The 17,301-nt window shown below is 68.4% G+C and carries 15 protein-coding genes; 8 read left to right on the forward strand and 7 right to left on the reverse strand.

Features of this window, described 5'->3' with window-relative positions:
• Positions 1-4: 4 nt before the first annotated feature.
• Positions 5-1,099, reverse strand: a complete 1,095-nt coding sequence (locus tag ACFYO2_RS31635) for a sensor histidine kinase (RefSeq protein WP_388355814.1) — start codon at positions 1,097-1,099, stop codon at positions 5-7.
• Between the two features lie 10 nt (positions 1,100-1,109).
• Positions 1,110-1,805 carry a response regulator transcription factor gene (locus ACFYO2_RS31640; RefSeq protein ID WP_388355816.1) on the reverse strand — a complete coding sequence of 232 codons (696 nt, stop codon included), beginning with the start codon at positions 1,803-1,805 and terminating at the stop codon, positions 1,110-1,112.
• Between the two features lie 86 nt (positions 1,806-1,891).
• Between ACFYO2_RS31640 and ACFYO2_RS31645 the strand changes: the two genes are divergently transcribed.
• From ACFYO2_RS31645 to ACFYO2_RS31675, 7 genes are all read left to right on the forward strand, one after another.
• The gene (locus ACFYO2_RS31645) at positions 1,892-2,923 is read left to right on the forward strand and encodes an endonuclease/exonuclease/phosphatase family protein (RefSeq protein WP_388355818.1); all 1,032 of its coding nucleotides are present in this window, start codon (positions 1,892-1,894) and stop codon (positions 2,921-2,923) included.
• A gap of 471 nt (positions 2,924-3,394) precedes the next feature.
• Entirely contained in the window at positions 3,395-4,480 is a 1,086-nt protein-coding gene (locus ACFYO2_RS31650) for a LacI family DNA-binding transcriptional regulator (RefSeq protein ID WP_388356031.1), read from the forward strand.
• Between the two features lie 431 nt (positions 4,481-4,911).
• Positions 4,912-6,270 (forward strand): ABC transporter substrate-binding protein, encoded by a 1,359-nt coding sequence (locus ACFYO2_RS31655; RefSeq protein ID WP_388355820.1) that lies wholly within the window; start codon positions 4,912-4,914, stop codon positions 6,268-6,270.
• Position 6,271: 1 nt separating this feature from the next.
• Positions 6,272-7,168, forward strand: a complete 897-nt coding sequence (locus ACFYO2_RS31660) for a carbohydrate ABC transporter permease (RefSeq protein WP_388355822.1) — start codon at positions 6,272-6,274, stop codon at positions 7,166-7,168.
• Positions 7,165-8,103 (forward strand): carbohydrate ABC transporter permease, encoded by a 939-nt coding sequence (locus ACFYO2_RS31665; protein ID WP_388355824.1) that lies wholly within the window; start codon positions 7,165-7,167, stop codon positions 8,101-8,103. Before ACFYO2_RS31660 ends, ACFYO2_RS31665 begins: the two co-directional genes overlap by 4 nt.
• Before the next feature lie 74 nt (positions 8,104-8,177).
• Complete coding sequence (locus ACFYO2_RS31670; RefSeq protein WP_388355825.1) at positions 8,178-10,355, forward strand: beta-galactosidase; 2,178 nt, start codon at positions 8,178-8,180, stop codon at positions 10,353-10,355.
• Between the two features lie 157 nt (positions 10,356-10,512).
• Positions 10,513-12,318, forward strand: coding sequence for an RICIN domain-containing protein (locus tag ACFYO2_RS31675; RefSeq protein WP_388355826.1), 1,806 nt, complete (start codon positions 10,513-10,515; stop codon positions 12,316-12,318).
• Positions 12,319-12,664: 346 nt separating this feature from the next.
• Here ACFYO2_RS31675 and ACFYO2_RS31680 read toward each other — a convergent pair whose 3' ends face one another.
• From ACFYO2_RS31680 to ACFYO2_RS31690, 3 genes are all read right to left on the reverse strand, one after another.
• Entirely contained in the window at positions 12,665-13,015 is a 351-nt protein-coding gene (locus tag ACFYO2_RS31680) for a signal peptidase I (RefSeq protein ID WP_388355828.1), read from the reverse strand.
• A 338-nt stretch (positions 13,016-13,353) separates the two neighbouring features.
• Complete coding sequence (locus tag ACFYO2_RS31685; RefSeq protein ID WP_388355830.1) at positions 13,354-13,911, reverse strand: GtrA family protein; 558 nt, start codon at positions 13,909-13,911, stop codon at positions 13,354-13,356.
• Between the two features lie 14 nt (positions 13,912-13,925).
• Positions 13,926-14,597, reverse strand: a complete 672-nt coding sequence (locus ACFYO2_RS31690; RefSeq protein WP_388355831.1) for a DUF4097 family beta strand repeat-containing protein — start codon at positions 14,595-14,597, stop codon at positions 13,926-13,928.
• Between the two features lie 245 nt (positions 14,598-14,842).
• On the opposite strand from ACFYO2_RS31690, the gene ACFYO2_RS31695 reads away from it, so the two are divergent.
• Complete coding sequence (locus tag ACFYO2_RS31695) at positions 14,843-15,577, forward strand: helix-turn-helix domain-containing protein (RefSeq protein ID WP_388356033.1); 735 nt, start codon at positions 14,843-14,845, stop codon at positions 15,575-15,577.
• Between the two features lie 130 nt (positions 15,578-15,707).
• On the opposite strand, the gene ACFYO2_RS31700 is transcribed toward ACFYO2_RS31695, so the two are convergent.
• Positions 15,708-16,169 (reverse strand): MFS transporter, encoded by a 462-nt coding sequence (locus ACFYO2_RS31700; protein WP_388355832.1) that lies wholly within the window; start codon positions 16,167-16,169, stop codon positions 15,708-15,710.
• Positions 16,170-16,249: 80 nt separating this feature from the next.
• Positions 16,250-17,284 carry a sugar ABC transporter substrate-binding protein gene (locus ACFYO2_RS31705; RefSeq protein WP_388356035.1) on the reverse strand — a complete coding sequence of 345 codons (1,035 nt, stop codon included), beginning with the start codon at positions 17,282-17,284 and terminating at the stop codon, positions 16,250-16,252.
• Between the last annotated feature and the right edge of the window lie 17 nt (positions 17,285-17,301).

A 17,301-nucleotide genomic window follows, 5' to 3' on the forward strand; every position in this document is an offset into this window, starting at 1 on the left:
CACTTCAGCTGTCGGCGCGCGGGGACGTCGCGGGCAGTTCCACAGTGATACGGATCCCGCCTGCAGAGCGCGGGGCGAGGGTGAGGGTTCCGTCGTGTGCCTGCGTGATGGTTTTGACGATGGCCAGGCCGAGGCCGACGCCTGCGTGGTCGGCGTGTATGCGCTCGGCGCCGCGCTGGAATGGCTCGGTGAGTGTCGAGACCAGCTGTGGGATGACCTTCTCGCCGGTGTTCTCGACAGTGAGCACCACCGTCTTGGGACGGACGCCGGTATTCACCCACACGGTGCCCTGTTCAGGCAGGTTGTGGACGATCGCGTTCTGCACGAGGTTCATGGTCAGCTGCAGCAGGAGCGCTTGCGATCCGATCATGGGGGTGATGTCGCCGGAGGTTTCGATGGTGACGCCACGCTTTTCTGCCAGGGGCAGGAGTGTTTCGGTGGCTTCTTCCGCCAGGAGAGACAGGTCGACAGGCTCTCGGGTGAAGGACCGCTGGTCGGCACGGCTGAGCAGGAGCAGTGCTTCGGTGAGGTCGATGGCTCGGGTGTTGACGGCGTGGAGGCGGTCGATGATTTCGCCGGTGTCGCGGTTCGGATCGCTGCGGGCCACGTCGAGAAGTGCCTGCGAGATCGCCAGCGGGGTGCGCAACTCGTGAGAGGCGTTGGCCGCGAATCTCCGCTGTTCGGCGACGTGTGCTTCGAGCCGCGCGAGCATGGTGTCGAAGGCGTCGGCGAGTTCGCGGAACTCGTCTCTGCGGCCCGGTAGCCGGATCCGGTGGGAGAGTGATCCGTGCGTGGCCAGGCGGGTGGCGTCGGTGACGCGGGTCAGCGGGGCGAGCATCCGGCCGGCGAGGATCCACCCGCCCACCAGGCCGAACACCAGCAGGAACGCCAGTACTGCGGTTGCTCTCGGAGCGAAAACATTCAGGAGGGCGGACCGGATGGGGAAAACACCACCCGTGGGCTTGTCGTCGGGGTTGATGAGCATCGCACGATCGGGGACGTAACGCAGGAGGAACATCCACACCGCCGCGAGCAGCAGGACGCCGGCGATCATGAGGAAGCCGGCGTAGCTGAGGGTGAGTTTGACGCGAACGCTCAAACCAGGCTGCCTATCCACGGTCTCGTCCCTCACGTCCGGTGCCGGGGGCCGTGTCGATGCGGTAGCCGACGCCGGCCACGGTGGCGATCAGCCAGGGTTCGCCGAGACGCTTGCGCAGTGCCGAGACGGTGATGCGCACGGCGTTGGTGAACGGGTCGGCGTTCTCGTCCCACGCCCGCTCCAGGAGTTCTTCGGCGCTGACGACACCGCCTTCGGCGGCGACGAGGACTTCGAGTACGGCGAACTGTTTCCGGGTGAGCGCGACGTAGCGGCCGTCGCGGTAGACCTCGCGGCGGAACGGATCCAGCCGCAGACCGGCGATCTCTCGCACAGGCGGCCTGCTGTGGGCGCGCCTGCGGTCGAGTGCTCTGAGCCTGAGCACGAGTTCCTGGAGATCGAACGGCTTCGTGAGGTAGTCGTCGGCGCCGAGTCCGAATCCGGAGGCCTTGTCGTCGAGACGGTCGGCTGCGGTGAGCATGAGGATCGGCATGCCGCTGCCGGAGGCGACGATGCGTTTGGCGATCTCGTCACCGGACGGGCCGGGGATGTCGCGGTCGAGGACGGCGATGTCGTAGGCGTTGATGCTCAGCAGTTCCAGAGCGGTGTCGCCGTCACCTGCGATGTCCGCCGCGATCGCTTCCAGGCGCAGGCCGTCGCGGACGGCTTCTGCCAGATACGGTTCGTCCTCGACAATCAACACACGCATGCTCCGAGGCTACGAGCCGGCGCATATCGTCGACATATCGAAAACCGGATACGTGCCGGCAACACCGCGCTGCCTTGACTGGCGGTATGGCTTCGACCCCACCATCGGCACGGACACCGACCCGCCGGGCGATCCGCATCGGCTCCCGGCCGGGGCCCTGGAAGCGCGGCCCGGTGCTCGCGCCGCTGGCGCTGCTGCTCGGCCTGCTCATGCTGCTGCACGCGAAGATCCCGAACCGGATCGCGAACCTCGGCAGCCTGGCTGAGACCTTCCTGCCGTGGTTCGGCCTGTTCATCCCCGTGCTGCTGGCCGGGGCGCTGTGGCGCCGCTCCGCTTCCGCGGTGGTCGCGCTGCTGCTGCCGGTCACGGTGTGGCTGAACCTCTTCGGCGGGCTGCTCAGCGACAAGTCCCACCCGGGCAGCGACCTCACCGTGGCCGGCCACAACGTCGGCGCCGACAACCCCGACCCGGCCGGCACCGCCCGCGACCTGGCCGCCTCCGGGGCGGACGTGCTGGCCCTGCAGGAGATGACCGAGCAGGCCCGGGGCACGTACGAGAAGGGGCTGGCGAAGACGTACCCGTACCACACGATCCAGGGCACAGTCGGGCTGTGGAGCAAGCTGCCGCTGTCGGACACCCGGCCGGTCGACATCAAGCAGGACGTCGGGCCGCTGGGGGACACCAAGCCGGTCGACATCAAGATGGGCTACAACCGGGCGCTGCGCACCACGGTGGCCGCCGACCACGGGCCGCTGACGGTCTATGTGGCCCACCTGGGATCCGTACGCGTGAATCCCAGGGCGGGCTTTTGGACGGACTCGCGGGACAGAGGCGCTCAGGCGCTCGGAGAGGCCATCGCCGCCGAGCAGAACAAGCGGGTGGTCCTGCTCGGCGACCTGAACGGCACCATGGACGACCGCGCGTTCGCCGACATCACCTCACAGGTACAGTCGGTGCACGACGCGGCCGGGGACGGCTTCGGCTTCACCTGGCCGACGAAGTTCCCGGTGGCGCGGATCGACCAGATCCTGGTCCGCGGCGTGGAGCCGGAGAGTTCGTGGGTGCTGCCGGCCACCGGCAGCGACCACCTGCCGGTGGCCGCCGGAATCAGCTGGTGAACACCGTGCAAGGGCTTCGATTCCGTCCCTGGATCCGGTGTACGCACGCGACCGGCCCGGCTCGGCGCCGACGGGAACGTGCGGGGGATCACCGGTCCTTGCTCGTCGGCGCAGACGACCCTTGTGCCCTCGGGCGGGCAGGTGCAGAACTCGATGATCCGAGTCCTGTTCCGATCCAGGTCAGGACGTATGCAGCTTGGGGGAAGCCCCCAGGGCCGGCCGAGCCGGTCCGCGCCAGGCCCGAGAAACGCTGCTCCCTGCTGTCCGGCCGCTCCCCTCCTGCCCTGCTCTGACTTCGAACGAGGTTACGGATGTGTTCCGGACTCTTGACGGACGCCTTATGACTGCGTAGACATGGCTGCGCAGTCAGTCGGAAGCCGGCTGACATGATGGGGGCTCGGATCACGATCGTCGGGAGACACCATGACGCGAGGGGCAAGACGGGCCGGAGGTTCCGGCGCACCGCGCAGTGTGGACGTGGCCCAGCTGGCTGGTGTCTCGCAGAAGACGGTGTCCCGGGTCTTCAACGACGAGCCGTACGTCTCCTCCGAAGTGCGCCGACGCGTTCTGGAGGCGGCCGAGGAACTCGGCTACCGGCTGAACAACGCCGCCCGGGCGCTGGCCTCCGGGCGCACCCGGTCCATCGGCGTGGTGACGCTGGGGACCGCCCTGTACGGGCCCGCCTCGCTGATCATGGGGGTTGAGCGCGCCGTACGGGACACGGGATACACCCTCCGTGTGGTCAACACGATGGAAGGCGACCCGGCGGGAGTCGCCGGTGCCGTGGACTCACTCCTCGATCAGGGTGTGGACGGCATCGTCATCTCAGAACCGATCGACGATTGGCACAACGGAGACCTGGCAGTCCGGCTCGACGTGCCGGTCCTCGTCTTCGGTGCGCCACCGCTTCCCGCGCCGAGGGCCTTGGCCGCCGGTGTCGGCGCCGATCAGATGGCGCGCGCGGCCACCGAGCACCTGCTGGACCTGGGGCACGGCACCGTCCACCACCTTGCAGGTCCGCAACGGTGGTATGCCGCCCGGGACCGTCTGGAGGGCTGGCGGGCGGCGCTCGCCGCGCACGGCAGTCCCGAACCGCCCGTCGTCGAGGGCGACTGGTCGGCCGCCTCCGGCTACGCGGCGGGCCGCGAACTCGCCTGCGACACGGAGATGACCGCGGTCTTCGCCGCCAACGACGACATGGCGATCGGCCTGATCCGGGCCCTGGCGGAGGCCGGCCGGCGTGTGCCCGAGGACGTCAGCGTCGTCGGCTTCGATGACATCCCCGTCGCCGCCTACGTGACTCCTCCGCTCACCACGGTGCGGCAGCCCTTCGACGCTGTGGCCCAGGAGGGACTCAAGCGACTCGTGCACGCCATCGAGAACCCGCAGGCAGACCTCTTGCCGGCGAGCGACCCACCGGTCGACCTCGTGGTCCGCGTCTCGACCGCGCCCCCACCGACCCGGATGACCCCAGGTCGTGGTCGGCGTACCGCCTCTCGGTCAAGCGCCGGCCCGCACAGTCCGCCCCCGGGCGGAGGTCCATCCGCCCATGACTGACGAAGGCAGACCAGCCCGAGCAACGGTCTTCACCACGGGCAGGTGATCGCGAGGCAAGCCGCCGTACCGGTCTCTGCTCACACCGCCTCCTCTCCGACCACGCGGTTCGCGGTCACCTCTTTACACGGTTGACGCATCAACTTCTTTCTTGCGACAGCCGCTGAGCAATCTCGCCGCAACGGTTTTCTGCTCCACCCCGCTTTTCCCCGGCCAGGAGCTTCCACCTCGGTAGCAGGTGGAACGCCCACCGGGCGACGTCCGCGAGGACGTGCACCCGTGCCAGGCGACCTCCATGTCCTGGCCGTCACGTCCCAGCTTCTCTTTCCCTCATCACCCCTTGTTCCGCACGCCCTCGCTCGGCGTGCCATTCCCTCAGCCATTGGCGGGAGTTCACCATGCACCGATCCAACTCCACCCCCAGCCTCTCTCAGATGAGCCGTCGGCTCTTCCTCACCGCGACGGGAGCCGTGACGCTGAGTGCCACGCTGTCCGCCTGCGGCGGCAGCGACTCCGGCGGCTCCTCCGCCTCCGCCGCCAAGCCGGTCGGCCAGGCCGACATCGACAAGGCGATGACGACGCCGACCGAGCTGACGTTCTGGACCTGGGTCCCGAACATCGAAAAGGAGGTCGCGCTCTTCGAGAAGAAGTACCCGGCCATCAAGGTCAAGGTCGTCAACGCCGGTCAGGGCACCCCGCAATACACCAAGCTGCGTACCGCGCTGAAGGCCGGCAGCGGCGCCCCGGACATGGTGCAGATCGAGTTCCAGGCCATCCCGACGTTCACGATCACCGACAGCCTGCTGGACCTGCGGCCGTACGGTGCCTCCGCACTCAAGGAGAAGTTCGTCGACTGGACCTGGAGCCAGGTCAGCGGCACCAAGGGCGAGGTGTGGGCGATCCCGCAGGACACCGGCCCGATGGGCATGCTGTACCGGCAGGACATCTTCGACAAGCACGGCATCGACGTGCCCACCACGTGGGAGGAGTTCGCCGCGGCGGCGCGCAAGCTCCACAAGGCCGACCCCGACGCGTATCTGACCAACCTCGCCGCGAACCAGGTCGCCGCCTGGCACGGTCTGCTGTGGCAGGCGGGCGCCAAGCCGTACGTCACCTCCGGCAAGAGCGACATCGCCATCAGCGTCGACGACGCGGTGTCCAGGAAGCTCGGCGACTACTGGGGCGGGCTCGCGAAGGAGGGGGTCATCGGCGTCGAGCCGGACTTCACCGACTCCTGGTACGCCGCCCTCAACAAGGGCAAGTACGCCACCTGGATCACCGCCGCCTGGGGGCCGGTCTTCCTGTCCGGCTCCGCCAAGGCCACCGCGGGCAAGTGGCGGGCGGCCCCGCTGCCGCAGTGGGACGCGGCCAAGCCCAGCTCGGGCAACTGGGGCGGCTCGACCACCGCGGTCATCCGCTCGACGAAGAACCCCATCGCGGCGGCGATGTTCGCGCAGTTCCTCAACACCGACCCGGCCAGCGCCCGGATGTTCGCCACCGAGCAGTTCTTCTTCCCCGCCACCAAGACCCTGCTCACGGACGCCGAGTTCGTCGGCCAGGCGCCGTCGTTCTACGGCGGTCAGAAGGTCAACCAGCTGTTCGCCGACATCAGCTCCACGGTCAACTCCTCCTTCCAGTGGCCGCCGTTCCTCGACCAGGCGGCGACCGACTGGACCGAGACGGTCGGCAAGTCCCTCGCCGGCAAGACCGACACCGTCCGCGCGCTCGGCACCTGGCAGACACGGCTGACCACGTACGCCAAGGACCAGGGCTTCACCGTCAAGGGGAGCTGACATGGCCGTCACCACCGCGGGCTCCGCGAAGGGGAGGCGCCGTGCGGCAGGGCCGCTGTTCGTCGCACCGTTCATGGTGCTCTTCCTGCTGCTCTTCCTCGCCCCGCTCGGCTATGCCGCGTACCTCAGCCTGTTCGAGGAACGCCTCATCGGGGGAACGGCGTTCGTCGGGCTGGACAACTACGTCAAGGCCGTCAAAGACCCGCTGCTCATCCACGGCGTCGGACGGGTCGCGCTGTTCTTCGTGATCCAGGTCCCGTTGATGCTGGTGCTGGCGCTGCTGTTCGCCCTGGCACTCGACAGCGGGCTGCTGCGGCTGGCCCGGGTGATCCGCCTGGGCATCTTCGTCCCGTACGCGGTGCCCAGCGTGGTCGCCTCCCTGATGTGGGGCTACCTGTACGGACCGGACTTCGGCCCCTTCGCCCAGCTGAGCCGGAAACTGGACCTACCGGTCCCCCACTTCCTCAGCGAAGGCTGGATGCTCGGCAGCCTGGCCAACATCGTGACGTGGGAATTCGTCGGCTACAACATGATCATCCTGTACGCCGCCCTGCGCACCATCCCCCAGGAGCTGTACGAGGCGGCCGCGATGGACGGGGCGGGCGCCTGGCGGGTCGCCTGGTCCGTCAAACTCCCAGCCCTCCGGCCCGCGTTGACGCTCACCCTGCTGTTCTCGGTGATCGGCAGCTTCCAGCTGTTCAACGAGCCGAAGCTGCTGCTGAGCATCGCCCCGGACGTGATCAGCAGCTCCTACACCGCCAACCTCTACTCCTACTCCCTCGCCTTCACCGGCCAACGACTCAACTACGCGGCCACGGTGTCCTTCCTCCTCGGCCTCGTCATCGTGATCGCCTCCTACGCCGTCCTGCTCACCGCCAACCGCAGGAGGACCCCGTGACGACAACAGCCGTGCCCCCGGCGACCGCGAGCACGTCGTCGAAGGGCGGCAAGCCTGCCGTCCGTAGTCGGCGCAGGTCCTCCTCCCGGCGCCGCAGTACCCCCCTGACGATCGCCATGCTGGCCGTCCTGGCCTACTTCCTCCTCCCTCTGTTCTGGCTGCTGATCGCCTCGACGAAGAGCACCCAGGACCTGTTCAACAGCTTCGGCCTGTGGTTCTCACATGCCCCGCAGCTGCTGACGAACGTCAAGGAGACCTTCACCCAGGACGACGGGGTCTTCGTGCACTGGCTGCTCAACACGGTCATGTACGCCGTCGTCAGCTCCCTCGGCGCCGCCCTCCTCGCGGCCGCCGCCGGTTACGGCTTCGCCAAGTTCCGTTTCCGCGGCGACCGGGCCGCCTTCAATCTGGTCCTCGGCGCCGTCATGATCCCGGCCACCGCCCTGGCGATCCCGACCTACCTGCTCTTCGCGAAGGCGGGCCTGGTCAACACCCCCTGGGCGATCATCCTGCCCTCCCTCGTCAACCCCTTCGGCCTGTACCTCATGCGCGTCTACGCACAGGACGCCGTCCCCGACAGCATCCTCGAGGCCGCCCGCATCGACGGCGCCGGCGAAGCCCGGATCTTCTTCACCATCGCCCTGCGCCTGCTCGCACCGGGCCTGGTGACGGTCCTGCTCTTCACCCTCGTGGCGACCTGGAACAACTACTTCCTGCCACTGATCATGCTCAACGACCCGAACCTGTACCCGATCACGGTCGGGCTCTCCTCCTGGGCCGCCCAGGCCCAGAACGGCGGGGCCGGCTCCAGCAGCGACATGCTGGCGCTCGTCGTGACCGGCTCGCTGATCTCGATCCTCCCCCTCGTCGTGGCCTTCCTCCTGCTCCAGCGGTACTGGCAGAGCGGCCTGGCCGCGGGCGGCGTCAAACAGTAGGACACACGGGTCCTCGTATCCAGCCGTAGGGCGCAGCCCTCGTCCCACCCCCATCTCCTCGGAGGTTTCCATTCATGGCGGCTCTGCCTGCCCGCGTCCTCTTCGGCGCTGCTTACTACCACGAATACACGCCCGCCTACGATCCCGAGCTGCGGCCCGACGAACGCCTCAAGACCGACCTGGACCTGATGGCCGAAGCGAACTTCACCGTCATCCGGGTCGGCGAGTCGGTGTGGTCGACCTGGGAACCGGAGAACGGCCGCTTCGACCTCGACTGGCTCCAGCCGGTGCTGGACGGCGCCCACGAACGCGGCATCTCCGTCATCCTCGGGACCCCCACTTACGCCGCCCCGCCGTGGCTGGCCCGCCAGTACCCGGAGATCACCGCCGAACACGCCACCGGGCAGCGTCTGGGCTGGGGCGCCCGCCAGGAAATCGACTTCACCCACCCCGCGTTCCGCTTCCACGCCGAACGGGTCATCCGCAAGATGGCCGCCCGCTACGCCGAGCACCCCGCACTCATCGGATGGCAGGTGGACAACGAGCCGGGCCTGCACCTCCTGCACAACCACGGAGTCTTCCAGCGCTTCGTCGACCACCTGCGCGACAAGTACGGCGATGTCGAGACCCTCAACCGCGAATGGGGCCTGGTCTACTGGTCGCACCGGCTGTCCACCTGGGCCGACCTGTGGACGCCGGACGGCAACGCCCAGCCCCAGTACGACGTCGCCTGGCGCGAGTTCCAGGCCGGCCAGGTCACCGACTTCATCGGCTGGCAGGCCGACATCGTCCGCGAGTACGCCCAGCCCGGCCAGTTCGTCACCACCTGCATCTCCTACACCCGCCAGGGGGTGGAGGACGACGAGATGACCGACCGCCTCGACATCGCCTCCGGCAACCCCTACTACGACATGCAGGACGGCCTGCTGCTGCCCGACCCGACACCCGATGCCCATGAACAGAAGTGGAAGACCACCGGAGTCTGGTCGATGTACCAGACCGCCGACTGGATGTTCTCCTCCCGCCAGGAACCCTTCCTGGTCACCGAGACCAACGCGAGCTCCATCGGCTTTCCCTGGGACAACCGCCCCGGCTACGACGGCCAGTGGCGCCAGACCGCCTGGGCGCACGTCGCACGCGGCGCCCGGATGATCGAGTACTGGCAGTGGCAGACCCTGCGCTTCGGCGCGGAGACCTACTGGGGCGGCGTCCTCCCGCACAGCGGCCGACCCGGCCGCACCTACGCCGAAGTGGCGCGTCTGGGAGCCGAGTTCGACAAGGCGGGCCCGCTCGTCGCCGGAATCGAGCCGGACGCCGACATCACGATGGTCTACTCGACGCCGAGCAAGTGGCTCATGCAGAAGTACCCGCCGCTCGCGACACCCGACGGAGAACCGGACCCCGCCGCCTACCACCGCATCTTCGACCCCTTCTACCGCGGCGCCTTCGACGCCGGCCGCCAGGTCCGCATCATCCACGCCCGCCAGCTGCACGACCCGCGGGGCGAACGGGAGGGCATGACACCCGAGGAAGCCGTCCGCCGCCACCCCGTCCTCGTCGCGCCGGCGTTGTACATCGCCGCCGACACGACACTCGACTGGCTCGAGGCCTACGCCCGGGCTGGCGGCCACCTCGTCCTCGGCCCGCGTACCGCCTACGCCGACCACGAGGCCCGCGCGAGGCTCGAACCGGCCCCCGGGCGTCTCGCCGAGGCTGCGGGCGTCACCTACGACGAGTTCAGCAACCTCCCACGCGACATCCCGGTCCGCGCCGTGCCCGGCGGCCCGCTCCGGGTGCCGGCGGGCGCCACGGCAACGCACTGGGCCGAGGGCCTCACGGTCACGGACGCCGACGTCCTCGCCACCTACGAGCACCCGCACCTCGGCCGCTGGCCGGCCGTCACCACCCGCCGCCACGGTGAGGGCCGCGTCACCTGCGTCGGTACCGTGCCCGGCCGGGACCTCGCCCGGACACTGGCCGCCTGGCTGGCTCCGGTCACGCGCAGCGGATGGCAGAGTCTGCCCGCATCCGTGACCGCGACGACCGGCACCTCCCCCGACGGCCGCCGGGTGCACATCGTCCACAACTGGAGCTGGGAGCCCGCCCGCGTCCAGGCCCCGGTGGACCTGTCCGACGCCCTGAACGACGAGCCCGTACCGGCCGGCACCACCCTGGACCTGGGCCCATGGGACGTACGCGTCCTCGTCTGGGCCGACACCACCCCGGTCCCCGAAGCAGGCGTTCCCTCCTGACCGGGCCGGACCGTGCTCCGCGTCTGCTGAGCACCTGAACCCCTTTGTCGGCACTCAGATCCCCGCCCGCCCGGCTACGTGAGCGGGTTGCCGCGCGGACCCCACGCGGTCACCGCGCCGGTGACCGAAAAACGTGTCATCCCCTGAAGGAGGAATCATGCAGAGAAGCAGGCTAGGGAAAACGCTGGGAACCGTCGCCGCAACGTCTGTGTTGCTGGCCATACCCGCGTCCGGTGCGCAGGCGTACGCGCCGACGGGCGGGACCCTGTACCAGCTCGGCAGCGAACCGTGTCTGAAGGGCCGGGGCAACTGCGCGGTCTACCCGAAGTCTGCGCAGCTGCCGAGCGGACGTCTGGTCGCGTCGTTCGAGAAGTCCACGGTCGTGACGGCGACGGGTAGCGCCGACCAGCAGACGCTCCCCGTCTACAAGAGCGACGACGACGGCACATCGTGGCAGCCGCTGTCCGAGGTCAAGGCTCCGGCCTACATCTCCAGCGACCCTCAGTACGCGAAGTACACGAGCAACTGGACCAACCCGTATCTCTACTCGCTTCCGCAGGACGTGGGGAACCTGAAGCAGGGCACGCTGCTCCTTGCCAGCGTCGTGTCGGGGGATGACTACTACTACAAGGAGCACAAGGCCGCCGACCCGAACTGGACCCCGACCAACGACGGGGACCGCAAGGACCTGGCGATCGCCCTGTACTCCAGCACCGACGAAGGGGCGACGTGGAAAATCGTCAACGTCGTCGCAACGGGTGGCTGGCAGGGCGGCAGCGCCGGCGCGGTCGGCCAGAACATCGCGGCCGCCAACACCAACAACCAGGTGGATCCCCTCTGGGAGCCGTACCTGATGGTCTACAAGGGCCAACTCGTCTGCTACTACTCCGACGAGAACGACTACACCGGCTTCAACGCGACCACCGGTGTCCCGACCCTCGACCCCGCCAACAACACCGCCGCGGATTCGCACGGCCAGATCCTCGCCCACAAGACCTGGGACGGCCGCAGCGCGGCGTGGAGCGCCCCGGTCGTCGACATCGCCGGGCTGACCCAGGACATGGGTGGCGGCAAGTCGGAGATCGGCGGCGGCCGTCCGGGGATGGCGAACGTCGTCCGCACGACGGACGGCAAGTGGCTGCTCACCTACGAGTACTGGGCCGGCGGAGCCAACACCAGATACCGGATCTCCGACAATCCGCTGAATTTCTACACCGGCTCTGCCACCGGCACAGGGGTCGACACACTGCCGGTCGACACCGGTTCCCATGCCCTCGCGGCAGGCGGCAGCCCGGTCCTCATCAGGCTTCCCGGCGGGCGCCTGGTCTACAACGCCGCCGGCAGCGGCAACGTCTGGGTCAACGAGAGCGGACGCAGCAACGGCACGTGGAAGGAGTACCAGACGACCTCGCAGGCCGGATACAGCCGCAACCTGCAGTACGTCGATGGCACCGGCCGCATCTCGATCCTCAACAACCAGGGCACCTCGACGCTCAGGTTCGCCGAGGTCGATCTCGGCCACTCCAACGGCCCCTACTACCAGTTGGTGAACCGCAAGACCGACCAGGTGATCGGCACCGGGAACAAGACCAACGACGCGAACATCGGCAACGGCGACGTTCCCGATGTCGTGCTGGAGGCCCCCGGCTCGGCGGCGAACGCGGACACTCAATTCTGGCACCTGACCACCGAGCCGAACGGTGGCGTGACACTGCTGAACAAGTCGGGCGGCCGCGCGGCGGCCATCTGGACGGGGAACGCGACGGCCGGCCAGAAGATCGGCCAGTGGGTGGACAACAGCGCCACGGGCACCTGGAACCTCGTCAAGACCAGCGACGGGTTCTACAAGCTGCAGTCCGTCAAGAACACCAGCCTGTACTTGACCGGTGCGTCCGCCGGAACGCAGCTGACCTTGCAGAACGCGCTCACGGACGGCTCGCAGGACTGGGAGCTCGTCCAGTAGGTCACCTTCCTCCAAGGACCTGACACGACGTGCGGTCGGGGCCCGGCGATCGAGTCGGGCCCCGACCGGGTCCCCTGCCACCTGTCCCCGACAGCCCCACCACCCCCCACACCTCCTGAACCGCCACTTCACCCGCAAACACGGCCGCGACGCCTACTTCGGCAACCCGGAGAGGCGACCTCCATGTGACGACCCCCGTCCGTCACGCAGGGACAGCTCCAGCCGACCACCACGGCCGGCTGGCGCCCCTTCGCCCGAAGCGACGAGGACCGGACCGCAGGACGGGTAATTCCCGAAGGAAGCACGGTGAAATACTCAATTCTACTCACCCGTTCACCCATGCGAACTAATCCCGTGTCACCGCATAACCGGATACGGATGGCCAACGAACCGTCAACAACACAGATTCATCTTCCGCGAACCACGAGTGGTCGACTCCACGACCCCAGACAACGTAATCTCCTTGCTGTTCCAGGAGAACGCTGCGCCCCGGGAAATCCACGCGAAACCGGCCACTAATGAGGACCAGGAGAGCCGTTCGCTCTTCACCCCTCACCCACTGCAGCCGTTCGTCGCCGCGTGGATGAATCCCCCACTTCACCTCTACCGCAGGGGTGTGACGAGGATCATCGACGTCCTTGAAATGACCAAGAAGCCACCCGCTATCCAACGGCGCATCATATATGCGATCATCCATAAACCAGGACTCTATCACCCGCATCAAGAGCACGGTCTACGACTCAGATATCGAGTGGCCGTTCGTGAGGTGCGAGTCGGGCATGGACCACGGACGCCACGATTGCCGATCGGAGCCCTCATCTGGGGCAACTGCCATTCGAGTCACAGCCGGATTCAATTACTCCGATACCGCCGGGCCAATTCAGTGAGCCGACGTTCCAAGGCATCGCATTACCGCCCCGGCGCTGCCGCCACCTGCCAGAGCCTCGCCTCTGTCACCGACGGCAAGGTCCGACACGTCAGCCTCTCCGAGGCCGGGCCGGACACGTTCGCCGCGCTCACGGCTTGACATCAGCATCAGGCGGCGAGCTGCGGCTGCGACTCGTTCGGCCAGCTCTTGCACGGCGACTGCCGCACTCGCGCCGGGTCGGGTAGGGCCACCGCCTCCTGCTGCATCAGCGGTTGTGTGGTCTGGCCGCGGCGGCCGGCGAAGACGTAGAGGCGCAGGATGGTGAAGCGGGCTGCGCCGGCGAGGCTGGAGGCGCTGAGGTAGACGATCTGTTCGGTCAGCATGCCGGACAAGGGCTGCACCACATGCAAGCCGTACACGGCGACGCTGGTGGCCAGGTAGGCGGCGGTTGCCGAGCCCGCGGACTGCCAGTGCTCTCGCCATCGGGCGCTGCGTCCTTTGGCGAAGGTGAAGCGGGCGTGGAGTTCGGTGCACAGCAGGGTGGAAGCGGCGGTGATGACCGCGTTCGCGACCACCCAGGGCATGGTCATGGCCAGCAGCGGTACCGCGATGCTGGCCAGGGCCCCGACGCCACCTCCTAAGATCACAAACCGCATGAAGGCGGCGACGGGGCCAGGGGCGGCCGAAGTCGCCGTCTCGGGCTTGTGTGCGAGCGGCGACTTCATGGTGGGGGCTCCTTTCAGAGGCTGCGGGCGGTGATGTCGCCGTAGGCGGTGGTGGCGTGGATGTCGAGCTGGGCGTCGGCGCCGGCGGTGTTCACCAGCGCGTTGTGGATGCGGCCGTAGGTGGTGCCGGCGTCCAGGGATGCGGAGACGCCGCGGGCGGCACCGACCGAGATCTCGCCGGACTCGGTACGCAGTTCGACCGTGCCGCGCACGGCCTCGGTGATGCGGATGTCGCCCTTTTGGGTGCTGATCCTGGCGCGGCCGCCCAGACGGCCGACCGAGACGTCGCCGGCGAGGAGGGCGAGGCGGGCGCTCGCGGTCTCGTCGAGCTTGACCGTGCCCTGCGCGCCCTCGAAGGTGACGTCGCCGAGGCGTCCGACGCCCCGGAACTCGGCGCCGGCCGCCTTCGCCTCGATGTGGGAGCCGGCGGGCAGTCGGACGGTCACCTCGAGGGATCCGGAGGGGCCGAGGATCCGGTTCTTCGCCACCGGGGTCTCGATCCGCAGGATGCCGTCTCCGTATGCGACCGTGATCTGCTCCGCCGCCTTCACGTCGCGGCTCTTCGAGGCGTCCGCGGGCAGGACCTCGACGGTGGTGTCGGCCCGGTCGGCGGCGATGAACCGGATGCGTCCTGCAGGGATGTCGAGGACGGCGGAGATGGGCGTGGGGGTGTCGAACTTCTGCATCGGGTTCTCCTTCTTCTGCGGCGCGTGGCCCCGTCGGCCCCGCCGTTTCCGATGAGGGAAAAGCTACGTTGCATTCATAGAACTGGCAACGAACTCATTGCAGAGAATAGTCATCTATGCAGCTCAGAGCCGATATATCGTTGCAATGGTTTGGAGGCTAATGCAACAACAGTCACTCTCGTCGTTGCAATGGGTTAACGGTGAACGCTACACTCGAGGCACCACGGACCATGAAGGAGACCGCGATGCCGGGCGGCAGGCTCACCCAGACCGAACGCCAGCAGATCGCGCTGGGGCTGGCCGACGGCCTCGCCTACGCGGAGATCGCCAGACGCCTTGACCGGCCGACCTCGACGATCACGCGTGAGGTGATGCGCAACGGCGGCCCCACCGCCTACCGCGCCGACCTGGCCCACCGCGCCACCGAACACCGCGCCCACCGACGCAGGCAGACCGCGCCGCGGGGGACGGAGGCGCCCCAGCAGGCCCACGGGCGCGACGCCGAGGCCGTGCGCGAGTACGAGGAGGTTTTCACCACCGTCCTCATGGCTTCGGGCATGTCCACGATGACGGCCCGGGTGATGGCCTGCCTGACCCTCACCGACACCGGCAGCCTCACCGCGTCCGAACTCGTCCAGCGCCTGAAGGTCAGCCCGGCGTCCATCTCCAAAGCGATCGCGTTCCTCGACAGCCAGGGCCTCGTGCGCCGGGAACGCGACGAGCGCCGCCGCGAGCGCTACATCGTCGACGACGACGTCTGGTACCAGTCGATGATGGCCAGCGCCCGCTCCCTCGCCCAGGTCGTCGAGATCGCACGCCAGGGCGTCGGCGTCCTCGGCCCCCACACCCCGGCCGCCACCCGCCTCGAGAACGTCGCCCGCTTCCTCGACTTCGTCAGCGAGAGCACCACCCGGGCCGCGGAACAAGCCCGCGAGATTCTCCACACGAAACCCGCAACACCCCCAGACACCACTGCCTGAACGACGTCCGGACCACGGACGGACAGCCGCCTTGACGATCTCAGCCGGATGGGGAGTGGGCCGGTGAATGTCGCTGCGCCGGCCTTGGATACGGCGCGTGCCACCCCGGGCGGCCTGTTCGTTCAGCCGCTCAGCCCGGTACTGACGCCGGGGACTCCGCGTGCCGAAAGCCTGGCAGGACCAGGCACAGCACGGCCGCGACGGCGGTCGTGGCGGCGAAGGCGCCTACCGCCCAGGCGCCGGACATGTGCTGAGTGATCAGGCCGGCGATCAGTGGCGCCAGCGCCGCCAGCGCGGTGGCCGCCATCACCACGGTGCTGATGACTCGGCCGCGCATTTCCTCCGGCGCGCTGCGAAGCACCACCGCAACCAGCGCGCCGTTCGCGGCCGGCACGAGCAACAGCGCCAGGGCGACCGGCGCCGCCACCAGCGGCGACGGGACAAGCAAGGCCTCAGCGCCGAACAGCAGAGCCCCGGCCAGGGTGATCGTGGTGGCCAGGGTCGCCAGGCGCATGCGGCCTTGCAGCCGGGGTGCGACCACCGCGCCGAGCAGCCCGCCGACCGCGATGGCCGCCTGCACCAGGCCGATCACCGCGCTCTGCCCCGTTACCGCAGGGATTCCCCCCCTTCCTGGACACCTCAGCCGCACAGCAGAAACCGGACCGGCACCCCTTATCCAGTAAGTCCGGCCTCATCGCAGGCGGGCCGGAGCTCCCGGGTGCAGATCTGGTCGACGGTGTACACGCCGTTCTTGACGAGGGTCCGCTTGATGTTGCCGGCCGTCACCGCGGTCGGATTGAGCAGGACGGACGGAATGTCCTGGGTGGTGGGACTGTCGGTTGCCGTCCTGGCGACGTCGCGGGCGTCCTCGCCGCGGCCCAGGGCTACAGCCATGGCGGCGGCTGCGGCGGCTTCCGCTCTGAATGGTTTGTACACCGTCATGTACTGCTCGCCCCTGATGATGCGCTGCACAGCCGCGAGTTCGGCGTCCTGGCCGGTGACCGGAGGAAGCTCTCGCACACCGGCGCCTTTGAGGGCGGAGATGACGCCTGCCGCGATGGCGTCGTTGGCGGCCAGGACCCCGCCGATTCGGTCCGGGCCCAGAGCCGACAGGGCGGCAGACATGTTGACGTGGGCGTTCGCCGTGGTCCAGCCCAGGGTGTCGTACGACCTGGCGATCTTCGCCTTGCCCTTGAGGACGGACAGGGCGCCCTTGCGGTACGACGCCGCGTTGGGGCTGGTGGGATCGCCGTTCATCATGACGATGTCCTCATCCTCTGCTTTTTCGCCCATGGCCTTCAGGAGCGCCTCGCCCTGGAGTTTGCCGACCTGAGCACCGTCGAAGCTGATGTAGCCGGAGATCGGCCCTTCGGCGAGCCGGTCGTAGGCGACGACGGGGATACCCTCCTGCTGCGCCGCCCGGATCGAGGAGCGCATCGCCCTGGTGTCGGCGGCGTCGAGGATCAGGACTCCGACCCCCCTGGTGATCATGGAGGTCATCTGTTGCAGCTGCATCGCCGCGTCGTTCTCGGCGTTGGCGTACTGCATCGTGCAGCGGGGACAGAGCTTCTTCAGCTGCTGCTCGATGAATGGCTTGTCGGAGTGCTCCCAGCGCGGGAGCGCTCGGCTGGGCAGCAGCAGGCCGACAGCGAAGCTGTCCGCGCCCGCCTCGTCCTCTCCTCCGCAGGCGGCCAGGGGCATCGTCATGAGGCCGGCGACAAGCG

This window comes from Streptomyces sp. NPDC006602, from assembly GCF_042870385.1.
Lineage (GTDB): Bacteria > Actinomycetota > Actinomycetes > Streptomycetales > Streptomycetaceae > Streptomyces.